Here is an 18085-nt window from a genome sequence, read left to right on the forward strand (position 1 = left end):
GACCGTCGCCCCCCGAGCCGGCGGTCGCGGCTTGGTGCTCCGAGACCCCGGCGTCTCTCCAACTTGTGAACCTTAAGTCGAGCCTTTGGCCCTCCAGACGTCAAGAGGCTGACGCAGAACGAATCGGACGGTACCGGTCATAAGTATGAGAGACATCCCTCTGGATCGTGTTACGGTCGCTGAGGCAACCGGTTCTCTGCGGCTTTTCGGCCGGATCGGTGCGTAATGACGGCGCTACGCAAGGAGGTGTTCGGGATGAGTCCCGATCGAAGTCTTTGCAGCGCTCTCGTCGGCTGACCTGATCAGCTGATCTCTTCTTTCTTCTCCCCCTTCCCTTCCTTCCGCATGCCCCGGCGCCCCCGCCCGGCATGCGTCATCCATGCCCACCGGCGTGCCCGGCGGCGTTTCGCGCCGTCCCGCGCCGACCCATGATCACTCCACGTGACCGGGCGGCTTCGCGCTGCCCGGACGCGCTGGAGGGAGGTATTCGTCATGACCATGCTCACCCCCCGTACCCCTACGAAGCTCGCACCGCCGGGCAGGGGCCGCCGCGAGCGCAAGGCCGCGGAGCTGGAGACCCGTACCCGGCTCGCCGGCGAGCGGCTCACCGGATTCAGCGCCCGCCCGGGCGTACAGGTGCTCCAGGAGCTCGACGCCTCCCGCAGCGGCCTCACGCACGCCGAGGCGGCCCTGCGCCTGGAGCGGCACGGCGCCAACGTCGTCGCCCACGAGCGCGCCCCGCACTGGTGGTTCCAGCTCGCGAAGGCGTTCTGGAACCCCTTCATCGGCGTCCTCGTCTTCCTCGCCGCCGTCATGTGGTGGCAGGACCCGGCCGACCCGGGCGTCGTCATCCTCTCCGTGATGGTGGGGATCAGCGGACTGCTCCGCTTCTGGCAGGAGTTCCGCTCCGGCCGGGCCGCCGACGCGCTGAAGAAGCTCGTCACCACCACCTGCGCGGTGCAGCGCCGGGCCGGCAGCGGTTCGGCGCCGACCACCTTCGAGGTGCCCATGGACCGGGTGGTCCCGGGCGACGTGGTGAAGCTGGCCGCCGGCGACCTGATCCCGGCGGACCTGCGGCTCGTCACCTCCAAGGACCTGATGGTCGGCCAGGCCGCGCTGTCCGGCGAGTCCCTGCCGGTCGCCAAGGCCGACACGCGAACCGAGGACCTCGGACAGTTCCGGACCACGGACCCCGTCGAGGCCGACAACCTCTGCCTGATGGGGACCTCGGTCACCTCCGGCACCGCCACCGGCGTGGTCGTCGCCACCGGCGCCGACACCTACTTCGGCTCGATGGCCGGCTCGCTGGTCGGCGAGCGCCCGCAGACCAACTTCGACAACGGCGTGCGCAAGGTCAGCTTCCTGCTGATCCGCTTCATGCTGGTCATGGTCCCGGTCGTGTTCGCGATCAACGGACTCACCAAGGGCGACTGGGACGAGGCCTTCCTCTTCGGCATCGCCGTGGCCGTCGGCCTGACCCCCGAGATGCTGCCGATGGTCGTCTCCGCCAACCTGGCGCGCGGCGCGGTCGCCATGTCCCGGCGCAAGGTCGTCGTCAAGCGGCTCAACGCGATCCAGAACCTGGGCGCCATGGACGTGCTCTGCACGGACAAGACCGGCACCCTCACCGAGGACCGCATCGTCCTCGACCGCTACCTGGACGTGCACGGCGACGAGGACGACGAGGTCCTGGAGTACGGGTACCTCAACTCCCACTTCCAGACCGGTCTGAAGAACCTGATGGACCAGGCGGTCATCAACCGCGTGGACGAGGCCGAGGAGGTTGTCGTCGACGCACGGTTCTCGATGGTCGACGAGATCCCCTTCGACTTCGCCCGCCGCCGGATGTCCGTGGTCCTGGACCGCAACAGCATCGTGGGCGGTCCCGGCCGCCCCGAGCACATCATGATCACCAAGGGTGCGGTGGAGGAGGTCCTGGAGCTGTGCACCCACGTGCGGGACCGCGGCGAGACGGTCGAGCTCACCGATCAGCTGCGGTGGCACGTCACCCGCATCGCCGAGGACAACAACCGCCAGGGCCTGCGCGTCCTCGCCGTCGCCACCCGCACCGTGGACACCCCGCGGGACACCTACTCCGTCGCCGACGAGGAGCGGCTGACCCTGGTCGGCTTCCTCGCCTTCCTCGACCCGCCGAAGGCCGATGCCGCCCGCGCCCTGCAGGCCCTGGCCGACAAGGGCATCGCGGTCAAGGTCGTCACCGGGGACAACGACCTGGTGGCCGCCCGGGTCTGCGCGGACGTCGGCATCGAGGTCGGCCAGGTGGTGCTCGGCCCCGAGACCGACGCCCTCGACGACACGGAGCTGCGCGCGCTGGCCGCCCGTACGACGGTCTTCGCCAAGGTCAACCCGGTCCAGAAGGCCCGGATCGTTCGGGCCCTGCAGGCCGACGGACACACCGTCGGCTTCCTCGGGGACGGCATCAACGACGCCGCCGCGCTGCGCGACGCCGACGTCGGCATCTCCGTGGACACCGCCGTGGACATCGCCAAGGAGTCGGCCGACATCATCCTGCTGGAGAAGGACCTGACCGTCCTGGAGCAGGGCGTGATCCAGGGCCGGACCACCTTCGGCAACACCATCAAGTACATCAAGATGACGGCCTCGTCGAACTTCGGCAACGTCTTCTCGGTCCTGGTGGCGAGCGCGTTCATCCCGTTCCAGCCGATGCTCGCGATCATGCTGCTGGTGCAGAACCTGGTCTACGACATCGCCCAGCTGGCCACGCCGTGGGACCGGATGGACGAGGAGTACCTGCGCAAGCCCCGCAACTGGGACGCCAAGGGCATCGGCCGGTTCATGGTCTGCATCGGCCCGATCAGCTCGGTCTTCGACATCGCGATGTTCGTGATCATGTGGAACGTGTTCGCGGCGAACAGCGAGGCGCACCAGGCCCTGTTCCAGTCCGGCTGGTTCATCGAGGGGCTGCTCTCGCAGACCCTGATCGTCCACATGATCCGTACCCGGAAGATCCCGTTCATCCAGTCCCGCGCCTCCTGGCCGGTGATGGTGATGACCGTCCTCGCGGTGCTGACCGGGCTGTACCTGCCCTTCTCGCCGCTGGCCGCGTCGCTGGGCTTCGTGGCCCTGCCGGCGGGCTACTTCCCGTGGCTGATCGGCGTGCTGCTGGCGTACTGCACGCTCACCCAGCTCCTGAAGACCCTGTACATCCGCAGGTTCGGCACCTGGCTGTAGGCAGCCGCACGGAAGGAGGGGGAGCCGATGCTGCTCAACGAATGGGAAATGGCCGGACACCTGGCCGCCGCGCTCGGTTTCGGGGCGGCGATCGGCCTGGAACGGCAGTGGCGCGCCCGGATGGCCGGACTGCGGACGAACGCCCTGGTGGCGGGCGGGGCGGCGCTGTTCGTGCTGCTCTCGCAGTACGGGTTCATCGGCGCCGTCTCGGAGGTCCAGTACGACGGCTCCCGGGTCGCCGCCCAGATCGTGTCGGGCATCGGCTTCCTCGGCGCCGGCGTGATCATGCGCGACGGGCTGAGCGTACGGGGCCTGAACACGGCCGCCACCCTGTGGTGTTCCGCGGCCGTGGGCTGCCTGGCCGGCACCGGGATGTTCGTCCTGGCGGCCTTCGGCACGGCGGGCGTGGTGGGGGCCAACCTCCTGCTGCGCCCGCTGGGCCGGCGCCTGGACCGCGAACCGCGCGGCGGGGCGGAGGTGGCCACCGACTTCCACTTCGAGGCCGTGTGCCTGGAGGCGGAGGAGGCCCACATCCGCCACCGGCTCGTCGACGCGCTCGGCCGGCCCGGCTACACGCTGCGCTCGATCCGCAGCCAGGACGGCCCGGGGGCCGGCCTGGTGACGGTGTCCGCTCTGCTGACCGCCGAGGGCGCGGCGGGGGGCCGGATGCTGGAGGAAGCGGTCAGCAACCTCTCGCTCGACCCGTCCGTCTCGGCGGTCAGCTGGTCGGTCGTGCCCGACCCCTCGGTCTCCGCTACTTGAGGGTGGCCGAGGTCAGGCCGGCCTGGATCTGCCGCTGGAAGGACAGGTAGACCACCAGCATCGGGATCATCGCGATGGTCACGCCGGCGAACAGCACCGGCAGGTCCGTCTCGTACCCCATCTGGTACTGCAGCTGGATCAGGCCCTGGGTGAGCATGTAGCGCTCGGGGTCCGATCCGGTCTGCGGCTGCATCAGCACCGACGGCAGGATGTACTGGTTCCACTGCCCCAGGACATTGAATATCCCGACGCTGATCAGGCCGGGCTTGGCCATCGGCAGCATCACCTGGAAGAAGATCCGGGTGTCGGAGGCCCCGTCGATCACCGCCGCCTCGTGCACGGCCGTCGGCAGCGTGCGGAAGAACGAGTGCATGAAGAAGACGGTGAAGGGCATCGAGTAGGCCACGTACACGAGGATCAGACCCTGGTACGTGTTGAGCATGTCCAGGCGCTTGACCATGAAGAACAGCGGGACGAGCGCCAGGAACACGGGGAACATGGCCCCGCTGACGAAGAAGTAGTAGAAGAGCCGGTTCCCCGGGAAGGGGTAGCGGGCCAGGACGTACGCCGCCATCGAGCCGAGCAGCATGGTCAGCGGGACCGAGAACACCATGACGATCAGCGTGTGGGCGAAGTAGTCGCCGATGCCCTTGTCCCAGGCCCGGGAGAAGGCGTCGAAGTGCCAGTTGGAGGGCCAGCTGAGGGCCGAGCCGCCGATCTGCGAGTCGGTCTTGAAGGAGCCGAGCGCCAGCCAGATCAGGGGCAGGACGATCAGTATCGCCCAGACGGCGAGGAACCCGTGGGAGAAGACGTTCAGCACCATGCCGTCGGAGGCGCTCTTCGCGCCGTCGGCGGGGCGGCCGCTGCCGCCGGACCGCTCGGCCGGGGCCTCGCCCGGTGCCTTGATCGCTGTGGACTCTGCAGTCATCGGGGATCTCCTCTCAGAACTCGATGCGCTCGCGGCGGGTGGCGCGCAGCGTGACGACGGAGAGGATCATGGTCAGGACGAGCATGACCACGCCCATGGCGCAGGCGTAGCCGCTCTTGCCGAAGTACAGGAAGTTGCGCATCAGCACCGTGGCCATGACCTCGCTGTGGTGGTCGGGGCCGCCGCCGAACTGGCCGGAGGTCATGGTCGACACCAGCACGAACATGTCCATGGCGGCGATGCCCAGGTAGACCGCGGAGGTCTGCACGGAGTCCCACAGCAGGGGCAGCGTGACCTTGAGGAAGGTCTGGGCGCGCCCGGCGCCGTCGAGCAGCGCGGCCTCGTAGATGTCCTTGGGTACGGACTGCATGGCGGCCGAGAAGAGGACCAGGTAGAAGCCGACCCCGTGCCAGACCACCACCAGGAGCAGGCACCACAGCACGAGGTTCGGCTGATTGAGCCATTCGACGGGGTGGGCCGGGTCCACCAGGCCCAGCTTGGTGAGGAATCCGTTCAGCAGGCCGCCCTCGTCACTGCGGTACACCGCGCCGAACAGTACGGCGAGGATGGCGAGCGAGAGGACCTGCGGGAAGAAGTAGACGATCTTGTAGACGGAGGAGCCGCGGACGCCGCGGACCCCGCCCGCCCCGCTGCGCCCTCCCGCGTTCACCATGAAGGCGAAGAAGAGGGCCAGCAGGATGGTGACGGTCGGGACGAACACCAGGAGCAGCAGGTTGTGCCACAGGGCTCCGCGGAAGACCTCGTCCTTCATCAGTGCGGAGTAGTTGTCCAGGCCGACGAAGTCGAACGTGGGCGACTGTCCGGACCAGTTGGTGAAGGAATATCCGAACGTCTGAATGTACGGCCAGATGACGAAAGTCAGGTACAGCGCGAGCGGCAGGATGAGGAAGCCGGCGATGAAGCCGATCCTTCCCTTGCCCTGGGCTACTTGGCTCATGGTGTCCGCCCCTTGGACGAGGTCAGCTGCGGTGGTTGTTCTTGGCGTTCGGGTCCTTGGCAGCCTTGTCTACCGCAGCCTGGGCCCGCTTGATCCATTCCTTTGGCTGGATCCGCTTGGCCATCAGCTCATTGGACGCGTTCTGGATCTCGGTGTCCATCTCGCTGTACCAGTCGGGGTAGAGGTAGTTGAAGGTGTTCGTCCCGGCCGTCTTGACGGCCGCGACCGCCGACGCCGTGCCCGGGCGCAGCTTGACGTTCGGGTCGACGCCGTCCTTGACCACGGTGAGGGAGTTGGCCTGCTGGGCGAAGAGGGTCGACCATTCGCGGGACAGCATCGAGCGGAGGAACTCCAGGCCGCCGGCCTTGTTGGCGGCCTTCTCCGGGACGATGAAGGGCTCGCCGGCCCCGGCCCGGATGGCCTCGAAGGGCAGCTTGCTGTCGGCGAGGGTCGGCACCGGCAGGAACTTCATGTCGAAGTCGTCGGGGGTCTGCTTGAGCTGCTCGTTCTCCAGCCAGGAGCCGGAGGGGATGAAGGCCGCCTTGTACTGGTTCCAGGCGGTCTGGGACTCCGTGTGGGTGAGGCCGTTGGTGCCGGCCATCAGCAGGTCCTTCTCGACGACCTCGTAGACCGCCTCGACGGCGGCGAGGGCCGCCGGGTTGCCCTCGAAGGCGTTCGGCTCCAGGTTGTCGATCGCCTTCATGGCCTCCAGGCCGCCCTTCTTGGCGATCAGGTCCATGATGACGACGTTGATGTAGTACGGGTACTTGCCCTGGTGGGCGAGTCCGCCGATGCCGGCGGCCTTGGCCTTGGTGCAGATGTCCAGGAACTCGTCCCAGGTCTTCGGCTCGGCCCAGCCCTTCTCCTTGAAGAGCTTGCCCGAGTACCAGAAGCCGAAGACGGTGTAGACGTAGTAGAGGGCGACGAACTTGCCGCCCTGGGTGCCCTGTTCGACGGTTCCGGGGATGAGCATGTCCCGGACCTTCTTGGCAGGGTCGTCGAGCGAGGGGGCGTCGAGCACGGGGGTGAGCTCGGCGAGCTGGCCGCCCTTGGCGAGGACGTCGACCTTGATCTGCTGGGCGCCGGAGTCGTCGATGACGTCCGGCGGGTTGCCGCCGTTGAAGCGCGGCTGGAGCTTGGCGGCGATCTCCTGGGTGCCCAGGTGGGAGCTGGTGGTGCCCCACTTCTTGTCGAAGGCGGCCTCCCAGGCCTTCGCGTAGTCGTCGCCGAACCCGCCCTTGAAGACGACCACGTCCAGCTTGCCGCCCTTGGCGACGCCGAACGGGTTCTCCTTGGTCACCGCACCCTTGTCCGGCCCCTTCGTGGTGTCCTCGCCGCCGGAGGCGCAGGCGGACAGGAAGCTCATCGTGGGCACCGAGATCAGTCCCAGTGCCGCTGAGCGCTTGATCAGGTCACGGCGGCCGATGCCCTCACCAGTGGATCCCATGCTCATGTCCTCGCCTTCGTCAGAAGTGTGAAGGAGGGCCGGGAACCGGCACATGCCCGTGGTCACCGTGCATACGGACATCACCGCAGGTCTCCGCCATCCCCCGGTCCGGTGCCGCTCGTAACGCGATGATCCGGACGAGGCACAGGTATAGTCCACTTCCGTTCATGTGAGCAAGATCATGCACACGGTTGTCCGTCAGCTTTTCCGAGTTGAGACCTCCCCGAAACCTGACCCGGGCCGGAAAAAGCGGAAGGGCCGTACCCCCTTAACGGGGATACGGCCCTTTGGTGCCGCTACGGAACTCAGCCGCGGATGAGGTTGCGGAGCACGTACTGCATGATGCCGCCGTTGCGGTAGTAGTCCGCCTCACCGGGGGTGTCGATGCGGACGACCGCGTCGAACTCCACACCGGTGTCGGTGGTGACCTTCACGGTGCGCGGGGTGGTGCCGTTGTTCAGCTCCTCCACACCGGTGAAGGAGAAGGTCTCCTCGCCGGTGAGGCCCAGCGCGGCCGCCGAGGCGCCCTCCGGGAACTGCAGCGGGAGCACGCCCATGCCGATCAGGTTCGAGCGGTGGATGCGCTCGTAGGACTCGGCGATGACGGCCTTGACGCCGAGCAGCGCGGTGCCCTTGGCGGCCCAGTCGCGGGACGAGCCCGAGCCGTACTCCTTGCCCGCCAGGATGACCAGCGGGATGCCGGCGGCCTGGTAGTTCTGCGAGGCGTCGTAGATGAACGCGACCGGCGCGCCCTCGACGGTGAAGTCGCGAGTGAAGCCGCCCTCGGTGCCCGGCGCGATCTGGTTGCGCAGGCGGATGTTGGCGAACGTACCGCGGATCATGACCTCGTGGTTGCCGCGGCGGGAACCGTACGAGTTGAAGTCGCGGCGCTCGACGCCGTGCTCGGTGAGGTACTTGCCGGCCGGGGTGTCGGCCTTGATCGCACCGGCCGGGGAGATGTGGTCGGTGGTGACCGAGTCGCCCAGCTTCGCCAGCACGCGCGCGCCGGCGATGTCGGAGACCGGGGTGGTCTCCATCGTCATGCCCTCGAAGTAAGGGGGCTTGCGGACGTAGGTGGACTGCGGGTCCCACTCGAAGGTGTTGCCGGTCGGGATCGACAGCGCCTGCCACTGGGCGTCGCCCGCGAAGACGTCCTGGTAGGACTTGCTGAACATGTCCTCGCCGATGGCGTTCGCCACGACGTCGTTGACCTCGGCCTCGGAGGGCCAGATGTCCTGGAGGAAGACCGGCTTGCCCTCGGTGTCGATGCCGATGGCGTCCTTGGTGATGTCCACCTTCATGGAGCCCGCGATGGCGTACGCGACGACCAGCGGCGGGGAGGCCAGGTAGTTCATCTTGACGTCGGGGTTGATCCGGCCCTCGAAGTTGCGGTTGCCGGAGAGCACCGAGGTGACCGCGAGGTCGTGCTCGTTGATCGCCTTCGAGATCTCCTCGTCCAGCGGACCGGAGTTGCCGATGCAGGTGGTGCAGCCGTACCCGACGAGGTTGAAGCCCATCTTGTCCAGGTACGGGGTCAGGCCGGCCTTGTCGAAGTAGTCGGTGACGACCTTCGAGCCCGGGGCCAGGGTGGTCTTGACCCACGGCTTGCGGGACAGGCCCTTCTCGACCGCCTTCTTGGCCACGAGGGCAGCTGCGACCATGACGTAGGGGTTCGAGGTGTTGGTGCAGGAGGTGATCGCGGCGACGGTGACGGCGCCGTGGTCGATCTCGAAGGAGGTGCCGTCGGCCAGGGTGACCTGGGTCGGGCGGGTCGGCACGCCGTTGGCGGAGGCCGGGGCGTCGGACGCCGGGAAGGACTCCTTGCCGGCCTCCTCGTCCTCGCTGACGTAGTTGCGCACGTCCTGCGCGAACTGCTCGGCGGCGTTGGCCAGGACGATGCGGTCCTGCGGGCGCTTCGGGCCGGCGATGGAGGGGACGACCGTGGAGAGGTCGAGCTCCAGCTTCTCGGAGAAGTCCGGCTCGGCGGCCGGGTCCAGCCACAGGCCCTGCTCCTTGGCGTACGCCTCGACGAGCGCGACCTGCTGGGCGTCGCGGCCGGTCAGGCGCAGGTACTTCAGGGTCTCGCCGTCGATCGGGAAGATCGCGGCGGTGGAGCCGAACTCCGGCGACATGTTGCCGATGGTGGCGCGGTTCGCCAGCGAGGTGGCGGCGACGCCCTCACCGTAGAACTCGACGAACTTGCCGACGACGCCGTGCTTGCGCAGCATCTCGGTGATCGTCAGCACGAGGTCGGTGGCGGTGGTGCCGGTCGGCAGCTCGCCGGTCAGCTTGAAGCCCACGACGCGCGGGATCAGCATGGAGACCGGCTGGCCGAGCATCGCGGCCTCGGCCTCGATGCCGCCGACGCCCCAGCCCAGCACGCCCAGGCCGTTGACCATGGTGGTGTGCGAGTCGGTGCCGACGAGGGTGTCGGGGTACGCCTGGCCGTTACGGACCATGACGGTACGGGCCAGGTGCTCGATGTTGACCTGGTGGACGATGCCGGTGCCCGGGGGGACGACCTTGAAGTCGTCGAAGGCGGTCTGGCCCCAGCGCAGGAACTGGTAGCGCTCCTTGTTGCGGCCGTACTCCAGCTCGACGTTCTGCGCGAAGGCGTCCTTCGTGCCGAACTTGTCGGCGATGACCGAGTGGTCGATGACCATCTCGGCGGGCGAGAGCGGGTTGATCTTCGCCGGGTCACCGCCGAGCGCCTTCACGGCCTCGCGCATGGTGGCGAGGTCCACGACGCAGGGGACGCCGGTGAAGTCCTGCATGATCACGCGGGCCGGCGTGAACTGGATCTCCTCGCTGGGCTGGGCCTGCGAGTCCCAGTTCCCGAGCGACCGGATGTGGTCGGCGGTGATGTTCGCGCCGTCCTCGGTGCGGAGCAGGTTCTCCAGCAGCACCTTCAGGCTGTAGGGAAGGCGGGCAGCGCCCTCAACCTTGTCCAGCCGGAAGATCTCGTACGACTCGTCGCCCACCTGCAGCGTGCTGCGGGCGTCGAAGCTGTTCGCCGACACGACAGTCTCCTTCATGCATGAAATTCGCGCGTTTTACCGCAATCCTGCCGCCACGCCCTGTGGCCAATCCGCTAAGGTAAGGCTAAGTTAGGTGAGCCTTACCAGCAGGGGCGGCTGCGGTACGCCTTCGGCAGATATCTCGATGTCGAGATAACTCTAGTGCATTGCCGCGCCCTGGTCATGCACGGCATGGGCCAGATCACAGAGACGGCATGCCCGGAGCCGCGCGCGGGGACGTGCGGGAAGAGGTGCGCACGGTCAGCGCGGCCGGGACGGTCAGCTGGCCGGGCTCCGCCCCGTGCGGGGATTCCAGCAGCGCGACCAGTGCGGCGACGGCGCTCTCCCCGATCACCTCCGGACGCAGGGTCACGGTGCTCACCGGCGGGTCGCCCGCCGCGTACGAGGGGTCCTCGCTCGCGCAGACGAGCAGCAGCTCCCGGGGTATCCGCAGCCCGTGCCGGGCGGCGGCGGCCAGCACCTGGCGCCCGCCGGGGTCGTACACGCAGTACACGGCGTCGGGGCGGGTGCGGCCGGACCCGGCGAACAGGGGGTCGAAGGCGTGACCGGGTGTGTCCTCGGGGTCGAAGGGCACCACCCGCTCGGCCACTCCGCGCTCGGCGCACCAGCGGGTGTAGGCCGAGGTGACGGCCTGCGTGTAGTACTCGCGGCCGTACGCGGAGTGCAGCGCGATCCGCTCGGCCCCGGCGGCCGCGAGGTGGTCGAGGACCTCGCGGGTGGTCGCCTCGTGGTCGTTGTCCACCCACACGTCCGTGGGCCGCGGGTCCGGGGGCCGGCCGTCGAAGACCACCGGCAGGCCGCGGGCCCGCAGGGCGCGGAGCACCGGATCGCCGGCCGGGCTGTCGAGGAGCAGCATCCCGTCGACGGCGAGGGTGTGCCACAGCGGCTCGGCCCCGCGGTCGGCGGGCAGCAGGGTGAGGGCGTAGCCGCGGGCGTGGGCGGCCGCGGTGGCGGCGGTCAGCAGCCGGGAGAAGTAGGCGATCTCCACGTAGTTCCAGGCGGAGCCCGCGTACGTGGTGACGGCGAGGCCGAGCGTACGGGTGCGGGGGCCTCGGCGGGCGCTGTAGCCGAGGGCGGCCGCCACCTCGCGGACCCGGCGGCGGGTGGACTCGCCGACGCGGCCGGTGCCGCCCAGCGCATGCGAAACGGTCGCGGTGGAGACCTCCGCGGCGCGCGCGATGTCGGCGATGGTCGGTCCGGGGCCGGGCACGGGGTCATCGTACGGACGGCGGTGCGGATTTCGTCGGCGGCGGCGGGTTCTGGTTAAGGGGTTAATCAAACAGTGTCCTGGCCACACCGACGTTTGGAGTGGCCATGACCTCTGCTTCCTTCTCTTCGCCCCTCTCCCGGCGGGGCCTGCTCGGGGCCGTCGGGGCCGCGGGTGCGGCCGGTCTGCTGGGCGCGGGGCCCGCGGCGGCCGCCGCCCCGTCCGGCGCGGGCTCGGGCTCCGGCGCCGGCTCCGGCTCCGGCTCGCGCGGTTCGGCCGCCCTGGTGATCCACGGCGCCCGGGTGTTCACCGGGACCGCGGGCGGCGGGGCGCCGGTGGAGGCGGTCGCGGTCGGGCGGGACGGGAAGATCCTGGCCACCGGGAGCGGTTCCGCGGTGCGCCGGCACATCGGACGGGACACGGAGGTCGTGGACGCCCGCGGGAACACCGTGATGAGCGGGATCCACGACGGCCACGTGCACCCGCTCGGCGCCGGCGACCGGTCGCTGCGGCCCTCGCTGGAAGGGGCCGAGACCACGCTGCCCGAGCTGCGTGAGCTGCTGACGGGCTTCCTCGCCGACACCGGGGGCGCGGACGCGGAGCCGGACCGCTGGCTGGTGGTGGAGGACTGGAATCCGGTCGGGCTGCTGCCGACCGGGAGCGTGCCGCACCACTCGATGCTGGACGCGCTGGCGACCCGCAGACCGGTCGCGCTGGTCGGCGGCGACGGGCACAACCTCTGGGCGAACCGGCGGGCCCTGGACATCGCCGGGATCACGGCCTCCACCCCGGACCCGGTCGGCGGCCGGATCGTGAAGGGGCCGGACGGGCAGCCGACGGGCGTCCTGAAGGACGACGCGCAGGACCTCGTCAAGCGGCACATCCCGGAGCCCTCCCGGGCCGAACTGGTCGCGGCCTGCGCCAAGGTGCTGGAGCTGGCGGCCGCCTCCGGGGTCACCACGATGATGGACGCCCTGGTCGGGCGGCACGAGCTGGAGCTCTACCAGGCGCTGGCGGCGGCCGGGAAGCTGCCGCAGCGGATCGTGCCGGCGATCCGGCTCGACGCCGGACAGACCAAGGACCCGGCGGGCGCGCTGGCGTACGCGCGCGGGCTGCGCAGGGAGTTCGAGGGGGTACGGGGCCTGCGGTTCGGGATGGTCAAGGTGTTCCTGGACGGGGTCATCGAGTACCCGGCGCAGACGGCCGCGCTGCTGGAGCCGTATCTGGACGGGAACGGCAAGCCCACGGCGAACCGGGGCGAGCTGTACACCTCGGCGGCCGACTACGGCCGCCTGACGGCGGCGTTCAACAAGGCCGGCTGGCAGCTGCACGCCCACGGACTCGGGGACCGGGCGGTACGGACCGCTTTGGACGGGTACGCGTACGCCCGCCGGGCGACCGGGCAGCGGGACGCGCGCAACGCGATCGCCCACCTGCAGATCGTGGACCCGGCGGACCTGCGGCGCTTCGCGCAGCTGGGCGTCGCGGCCTGCATGCAGCTCCAGTGGGCGGCGCAGGACACCTGGACGATGGACGCGCTGCTTCCGTACATCGGCCCGCGGCGCCACCGGTGGATGTACCCGGCGCGCAGCCTGGAGCGGGCGGGGGCCCGGCTGACCGGCGGCTCCGACTGGCCGGTGGACGCGCTCCAGGTGTGGAACCAGCTGCGGACCGCGATCGACCGGCAGGGCGCGTACGGGACGGGCGAGCTGTACCGGGAGCTGGAGGGGCTGAGCCGGAGCTCGGTTCTGCGGATGCACACGGCCGGGACGGCGTGGCAGCTGCGTCAGGAGGGGCTGACGGGGACGGTGGAGCCGGGCAAGGCGGCGGACCTGGTGCTGCTGGACCGGGATGTGACCCGCTGTCCGGTGGCCGACATCAGCGGGACCGGCGTACGGATGACCCTGGTCGGCGGCCGGGTGGTGCACGACGCCGACTCGGCGGCGGGCCGGGCCGCGGCGGCCCGAGCGGCCCGGGCCGTGTCCGGACCGCGCCCGTCGGCGTACGCGGCGGTGCACGGGGGCCGCCACCACAATTGCGCCCACTAACCAACTCAATGGGAGTAGATGTCCGCAATTGAAGTGATGCGCACGGAGTCGGGTGGAACCGGTCGACAGAGGATCTGACGGTCGGTAACACCCGTCTGCCACACCCGACGCAGGGGTCATCTCATATCTGAGATACGGTGCACCCATGGCAGACGACTACCTCGTACGCATCGGCAAGCTCATCCGTGACGCCCGGCAGCACCGGGGCTGGACGCAGAGTCAACTCGCGGACGCACTCGGCACCAGCCAGAGCGCCGTGAACCGGATCGAGCGCGGCAACCAGAACATCAGCCTTGAGATGATCGCCCGAATCGGTGAAGCTCTCGACAGCGAGATCGTCTCCCTGGGCTACGCCGGCCCGATGCACCTGCGCGTCGTCGGCGGCCGCCGGCTGTCCGGCGCCATCGACGTCAAGACGAGCAAGAACGCCTGCGTGGCGCTGCTGTGCGCCTCGCTGCTCAACAAGGGCCGTACGGTGCTGCGCCGCGTCGCCCGCATCGAAGAGGTCTACCGGCTCCTCGAAGTCCTCAACTCCATCGGTGTCCGCACCCGCTGGATCAACGAGGGCGTGGACCTGGAGATCGTCCCTCCGGCCCGCCTCGACATGGACGCCATGGACGCGGACGCGGCCCGCCGCACCCGGAGCATCATCATGTTCCTGGGCCCGCTGCTGCACCGGATGGACCAGTTCCGCCTGCCGTACGCCGGCGGCTGCGACCTGGGCACCCGCACCATCGAGCCGCACATGATCGCCCTGCGCCGCTTCGGCCTGGACATCACCGCGACCGAGGGCATCTACCACGCGAAGGTCGAGGCGGGGGTCTCCCCCGGCCGCCCGATCGTGCTGACCGAGCGCGGGGACACGGTCACCGAGAACGCGCTGCTGGCCGCCGCCCGGCACGACGGCGCCACCGTCATCCGCAACGCCTCCTCCAACTACATGGTCCAGGACCTGTGCTTCTTCCTCGAGGCACTCGGCGTGCGCGTGGACGGCATCGGCACGACCACCCTCACGGTGCACGGCGTCCCGAACATCGACGTGGACGTGGACTACTCCCCCTCCGAGGACCCGGTCGAGGCGATGAGCCTGGTCGCCGCCGCGGTCGTCACGGAGTCGGAGCTGACGATCCGCCGGGTGCCGATCGAGTTCATGGAGATCGAGCTCGCGGTGCTGGAGGAGATGGGCCTCGACCACGACCGCTCGGCGGAGTACACGGCGGACAACGGCCGCACCCGCCTGGTCGACCTGACGGTCCGCCCGTCGAAGCTCGAAGCCCCGATCGACAAGATCCACCCGATGCCCTTCCCCGGGCTGAACATCGACAACGTCCCCTTCTTCGCGGCCATCGCGGCGGCGGCCCAGGGCCAGACGCTGATCCACGACTGGGTGTACGACAACCGGGCCATCTACCTGACGGACCTCAACCGCCTCGGCGGCCGCCTCCAACTCCTGGACCCCCACCGCGTCCTGGTCGAGGGCCCGACGCGCTGGCGCGCGGCGGAGATGATGTGCCCCCCGGCCCTCCGCCCGGCGGTGGTCGTCCTCCTGGCGATGATGGCGGCCGAGGGCACCTCGGTCCTGCGCAACGTCTACGTCATCAACCGCGGCTACGAAGAACTCGCGGAACGCCTCAACTCGGTGGGCGCCCAGATCGAAATCTTCCGCGACATCTAAGTCCGCCGCAGGTCAGGACGGATCCCGCCCTCCTGGGCCGCCTGTGGGCCGTCGCCGGTGTCTCCGCCCCCGCGGAAGACCCCGTCGACGGCCCTTCGCGCTCGCGCGACGGAAGGTGTTCGAGCGGGCGTCTTGCTCGCGGTCCGGCAACCCGGCGAACCGCCTCTTGCGTCCCTGCCCGTATGACCGCCACCACACCGGACGCAGCCGCCGCCCCGAGTGCCCCCGACTGGCCGCACTGCGGACGCGGTACGGACTCGATCGGCTGCCGCGGCCGCCGAGTCGACCCGTACGCGGAATGCCTGGCGCACCTCGGCGCCGCTGATCGTTCCGCCTACCTCACCGGTCTGCACCCCGGTGCGGACCTCGACCACCGCGGTACCCCGTTCACCGAGGAGCTGCTCCGCGAACTGCTCGCAGCGTTCCGCGATCCCGCCACAGGCAGAACCCGCCTGGGCTCGGTCTGGTTCCACGAAACACGGTTCAGCGGCGACGTCTCGTTTCATGCGGTGGAGTTCAGCGGAGAAGCCCGGTTCAGCGGGGCCGCGTTCGACGGCGCAACCAGGTTCAGTCAGGCATCGTTCGGCGCCGACGTCACCTTCGACGGGGCGGAGTTCGGTGACGATGCCTATTTCAGCAGGGCGGAGTTCAGCTCCAGTGTGTGGTTCAACGGGGCACGGTTCCGCGGTGGCGCCAAGTTCGACAGAGCGGAGTTCGGCGGCGGCGCCTGGTTCATCGTGGCGCTTTTCCATGACGGGGCATGGTTCAACGGGGCACGGTTCCGTGGCGACGCCCGTTTCGAAGGAGTGGAGATCCGCCACCATGCCGGATTCGTGGGGACGGTTTTCGAGCGCGCCTCTGAAATAGGGCCGTTGGTGTGCCTCGGCGAATTGGACCTGTCGGAGGCCGTATTCGAGGCCGCCGTGACGATCGAGGCGGCAACCGCGACCTTGCTGTGCCGGCGGACGCGCTGGACGTCCACCGCGGCGCTGCGCCTGCGGTACGCCGCGGTCGACCTCGGTGACGCAGTACTGGAATACCCGGTGAGCATCGCCGCCCGCTCCCGGCCCTTCACGATGTACGGCGTGGAGGAGCTGCCCGAGCAGGACCTGACGGATCCCCGCGTGCGCATCATGTCGCTGCGGGGTGTGGATGCCGCGCATCTGGTGCTCACCGATGTCGACCTCACCCACACGCTGTTCGCCGGGACCATTCACCTCGACCAGCTGCGGCTGGAGGGCCTGTACGCGCTGGCGCTCACGCCGACCGGTCTACGCCGACGCGGCTTACGGCCGGTGCGCTGGACGCCGCGCCGAACGCTGGCCGAAGAGCATCACTGGCGTGCTGCCCGCTTCGCGGGCGCCGGCGGCTGGGCGCCTGCCCCCGACGGGGAAGAAGTGCTGGAACCGGCCGCGCTGGCACCCGTGTACCGGCAATTGCGCAAGAGCTTCGAAGACGGCAAGCACGAGCCGGGAGCCGCCGACTTCTACTACGGCGAAATGGAGATGCGCCGCCACGCCAACGACATCCCCAGGTCGGAGCGGATCCTGCTCACCGCGTATTGGGCGCTCTCCGGCTACGGGCTGCGGGCTTCACGCGCACTGGGCTGGCTGATGCTGGCCATGACCGTCACCGTGCTCGTGATGATGCTGTGGGGTCTGCCCAAAGACGATCCGAAACCCTTGAGCACGGGTACGTTCGACGGCCGACGCATCACCATGACGACCACAACACCCGATCCGGTCAACCCCGATGGCCCGTTCCGGGAGCGGCTGTCGACCCAGCGGTTCGAGAAGTCGCTGCGGGTCGTGATCAACTCGGTGGTCTTCCGCTCATCCGGACAATCGCTGACCACGGTCGGCACCTACTCCGAGATGGCGTCCCGCTTCGGCGAGCCGGTGCTGCTCGGTCTCGCCGCCCTTGCTGTCCGTGGCCGGGTGAAACGGTAGCCCCACGACCTTGCCGGGGAAGTTGGCGTGAAAGGGGTTCTTGGCCGGGCGGTGACGCGCGTACGCTGCGGCGGTTCCGCAGTGTTGATCTTGGGGGGTCAATCGTGTTTCACCATCGGGGATTTGCCGTGGCGGCGGTCGTGGGGGCGGTCGTCGTGCTCGGGAGCGGGTGCGAGGATCCGGCGGCGGGGAAGGACGCGGGCAAGGGCGCGGGCAAGCCGGCCGCCGCGGCGCCCTCGTCCGCCACGCCCGTGATGCCGTCGTTGGTCGGGCAGAAGTTCAACGAGGCCGAGATCGCCGTGAAGGCGCTGGTCACCAAGGCCGTGGAGGCGCGCAGCGCCTATTCCGACGTGCCGTTGGCCGCCGCCCACTCGACCTGGGCCGTCTGCTTCCAGACCCCGGCGGCCGGGGCCCCCGTGGAGCGGGCGGCCACCGTCGAGCTCTCCCTCGTCCCGCCCGGCAAGCCCTGCCCGGACAAGGCCGGCGCCGTCCTCGCCCCGTCCAAGGCCCCGGGGGCGAGCGCGACCCCCGCCGCGCCGAAGCCGAAGACCTCGCCCCCGACCGACGGCGGCTCCACCGGCGGCGACGCGGGCGGCAGCGGGGCGGGGAGCAGCGCCTACTACAAGACCTGCGCCGACGCCAAGGCCGCCGGAGCGGCGCCGATGCGGCGCGGCCAGCCCGGGTACCGCTCGGCCCTCGACAAGGACAAGGACGGCATCGCCTGCGACAAGTAGCCGTCGCCGCACGGCCGGTCGGCCCTGCGGCAGCTCGGCCGGTCGGCCGTGCGGCTGGATCCGGCCGGTCTGCCCCGGTGTCCTCGGCGTGTCGGGCCTCCGGCGTGCAGAATCGGGCGCGTCGGT

11 protein-coding genes are annotated in these 18085 nt (G+C 69.6%); 6 read left to right on the forward strand and 5 right to left on the reverse strand.

What is annotated here, in order from left to right:
* Positions 1–492: 492 nt before the first annotated feature.
* Together mgtA and ACFYZS_RS18000 are read left to right on the forward strand one after the other, a co-directional pair.
* Positions 493–3213, forward strand: coding sequence for a magnesium-translocating P-type ATPase (gene mgtA / locus ACFYZS_RS17995; RefSeq protein ID WP_389012949.1), 2721 nt, complete (start codon positions 493–495; stop codon positions 3211–3213).
* Between the two features lie 27 nt (positions 3214–3240).
* Positions 3241–3975: an MgtC/SapB family protein gene (locus ACFYZS_RS18000; protein ID WP_389012952.1), complete on the forward strand. Its 735-nt coding sequence runs from the start codon at positions 3241–3243 to the stop codon at positions 3973–3975.
* Here ACFYZS_RS18000 and ACFYZS_RS18005 read toward each other — a convergent pair.
* The 5 genes from ACFYZS_RS18005 to ACFYZS_RS18025 all read right to left on the reverse strand — a co-directional run bounded on the left by ACFYZS_RS18005 (position 3968) and on the right by ACFYZS_RS18025 (position 11556).
* Positions 3968–4903, reverse strand: coding sequence for a carbohydrate ABC transporter permease (locus ACFYZS_RS18005; protein WP_389012955.1), 936 nt, complete (start codon positions 4901–4903; stop codon positions 3968–3970). The genes ACFYZS_RS18000 and ACFYZS_RS18005 overlap by 8 nt on opposite strands.
* Before the next feature lie 13 nt (positions 4904–4916).
* Positions 4917–5861: a sugar ABC transporter permease gene (locus ACFYZS_RS18010; RefSeq protein ID WP_327133968.1), complete on the reverse strand. Its 945-nt coding sequence runs from the start codon at positions 5859–5861 to the stop codon at positions 4917–4919.
* Positions 5862–5883: 22 nt separating this feature from the next.
* Complete coding sequence (gene ngcE, locus ACFYZS_RS18015; RefSeq protein WP_389012960.1) at positions 5884–7308, reverse strand: N-acetylglucosamine/diacetylchitobiose ABC transporter substrate-binding protein; 1425 nt, start codon at positions 7306–7308, stop codon at positions 5884–5886.
* A 305-nt stretch (positions 7309–7613) separates the two neighbouring features.
* Positions 7614–10328, reverse strand: a complete 2715-nt coding sequence (gene acnA / locus ACFYZS_RS18020; protein ID WP_385587948.1) for an aconitate hydratase AcnA — start codon at positions 10326–10328, stop codon at positions 7614–7616.
* Positions 10329–10527: 199 nt separating this feature from the next.
* On the reverse strand, positions 10528–11556 hold the full coding sequence (locus tag ACFYZS_RS18025; RefSeq protein ID WP_389012965.1) for a LacI family DNA-binding transcriptional regulator: 1029 nt from the start codon (positions 11554–11556) through the stop codon (positions 10528–10530).
* A gap of 104 nt (positions 11557–11660) precedes the next feature.
* On the opposite strand from ACFYZS_RS18025, the gene ACFYZS_RS18030 reads away from it, so the two are divergent.
* From ACFYZS_RS18030 to ACFYZS_RS18045, 4 genes are all read left to right on the forward strand, one after another.
* A complete protein-coding gene (locus tag ACFYZS_RS18030; RefSeq protein ID WP_389012968.1) occupies positions 11661–13601 on the forward strand; it encodes an amidohydrolase in 1941 nt (646 codons plus the stop codon).
* 145 nt (positions 13602–13746) lie between these two features.
* On the forward strand, positions 13747–15276 hold the full coding sequence (locus ACFYZS_RS18035) for a UDP-N-acetylglucosamine 1-carboxyvinyltransferase (RefSeq protein WP_351782796.1): 1530 nt from the start codon (positions 13747–13749) through the stop codon (positions 15274–15276).
* A 182-nt stretch (positions 15277–15458) separates the two neighbouring features.
* The gene (locus ACFYZS_RS18040; RefSeq protein ID WP_389012972.1) at positions 15459–17225 is read left to right on the forward strand and encodes a pentapeptide repeat-containing protein; all 1767 of its coding nucleotides are present in this window, start codon (positions 15459–15461) and stop codon (positions 17223–17225) included.
* A 128-nt stretch (positions 17226–17353) separates the two neighbouring features.
* The gene (locus tag ACFYZS_RS18045; RefSeq protein WP_389012975.1) at positions 17354–17959 is read left to right on the forward strand and encodes an excalibur calcium-binding domain-containing protein; all 606 of its coding nucleotides are present in this window, start codon (positions 17354–17356) and stop codon (positions 17957–17959) included.
* Positions 17960–18085 lie beyond the last annotated feature (126 nt).

The organism is Streptomyces sp. NPDC001903, assembly GCF_042891345.1.
Taxonomy (GTDB): domain Bacteria; phylum Actinomycetota; class Actinomycetes; order Streptomycetales; family Streptomycetaceae; genus Streptomyces.

What these genes read in the sequence shown, in the direction of transcription:
- mgtA (WP_389012949.1), top strand. Translation starts at nt 493, where the DNA reads ATGACCATGCTCACCCCCCGTACCCCTACGAAGCTCGCACCGCCGGGC.
- ACFYZS_RS18000 (WP_389012952.1), top strand. Translation starts at nt 3,241, where the DNA reads ATGCTGCTCAACGAATGGGAAATGGCCGGACACCTGGCCGCCGCGCTC.
- ACFYZS_RS18005 (WP_389012955.1), bottom strand. Translation starts at nt 4,903, where the DNA reads ATGACTGCAGAGTCCACAGCGATCAAGGCACCGGGCGAGGCCCCGGCC.
- ACFYZS_RS18010 (WP_327133968.1), bottom strand. Translation starts at nt 5,861, where the DNA reads ATGAGCCAAGTAGCCCAGGGCAAGGGAAGGATCGGCTTCATCGCCGGC.
- ngcE (WP_389012960.1), bottom strand. Translation starts at nt 7,308, where the DNA reads ATGGGATCCACTGGTGAGGGCATCGGCCGCCGTGACCTGATCAAGCGC.
- ACFYZS_RS18030 (WP_389012968.1), top strand. Translation starts at nt 11,661, where the DNA reads ATGACCTCTGCTTCCTTCTCTTCGCCCCTCTCCCGGCGGGGCCTGCTC.
- ACFYZS_RS18035 (WP_351782796.1), top strand. Translation starts at nt 13,747, where the DNA reads ATGGCAGACGACTACCTCGTACGCATCGGCAAGCTCATCCGTGACGCC.
- ACFYZS_RS18040 (WP_389012972.1), top strand. Translation starts at nt 15,459, where the DNA reads ATGACCGCCACCACACCGGACGCAGCCGCCGCCCCGAGTGCCCCCGAC.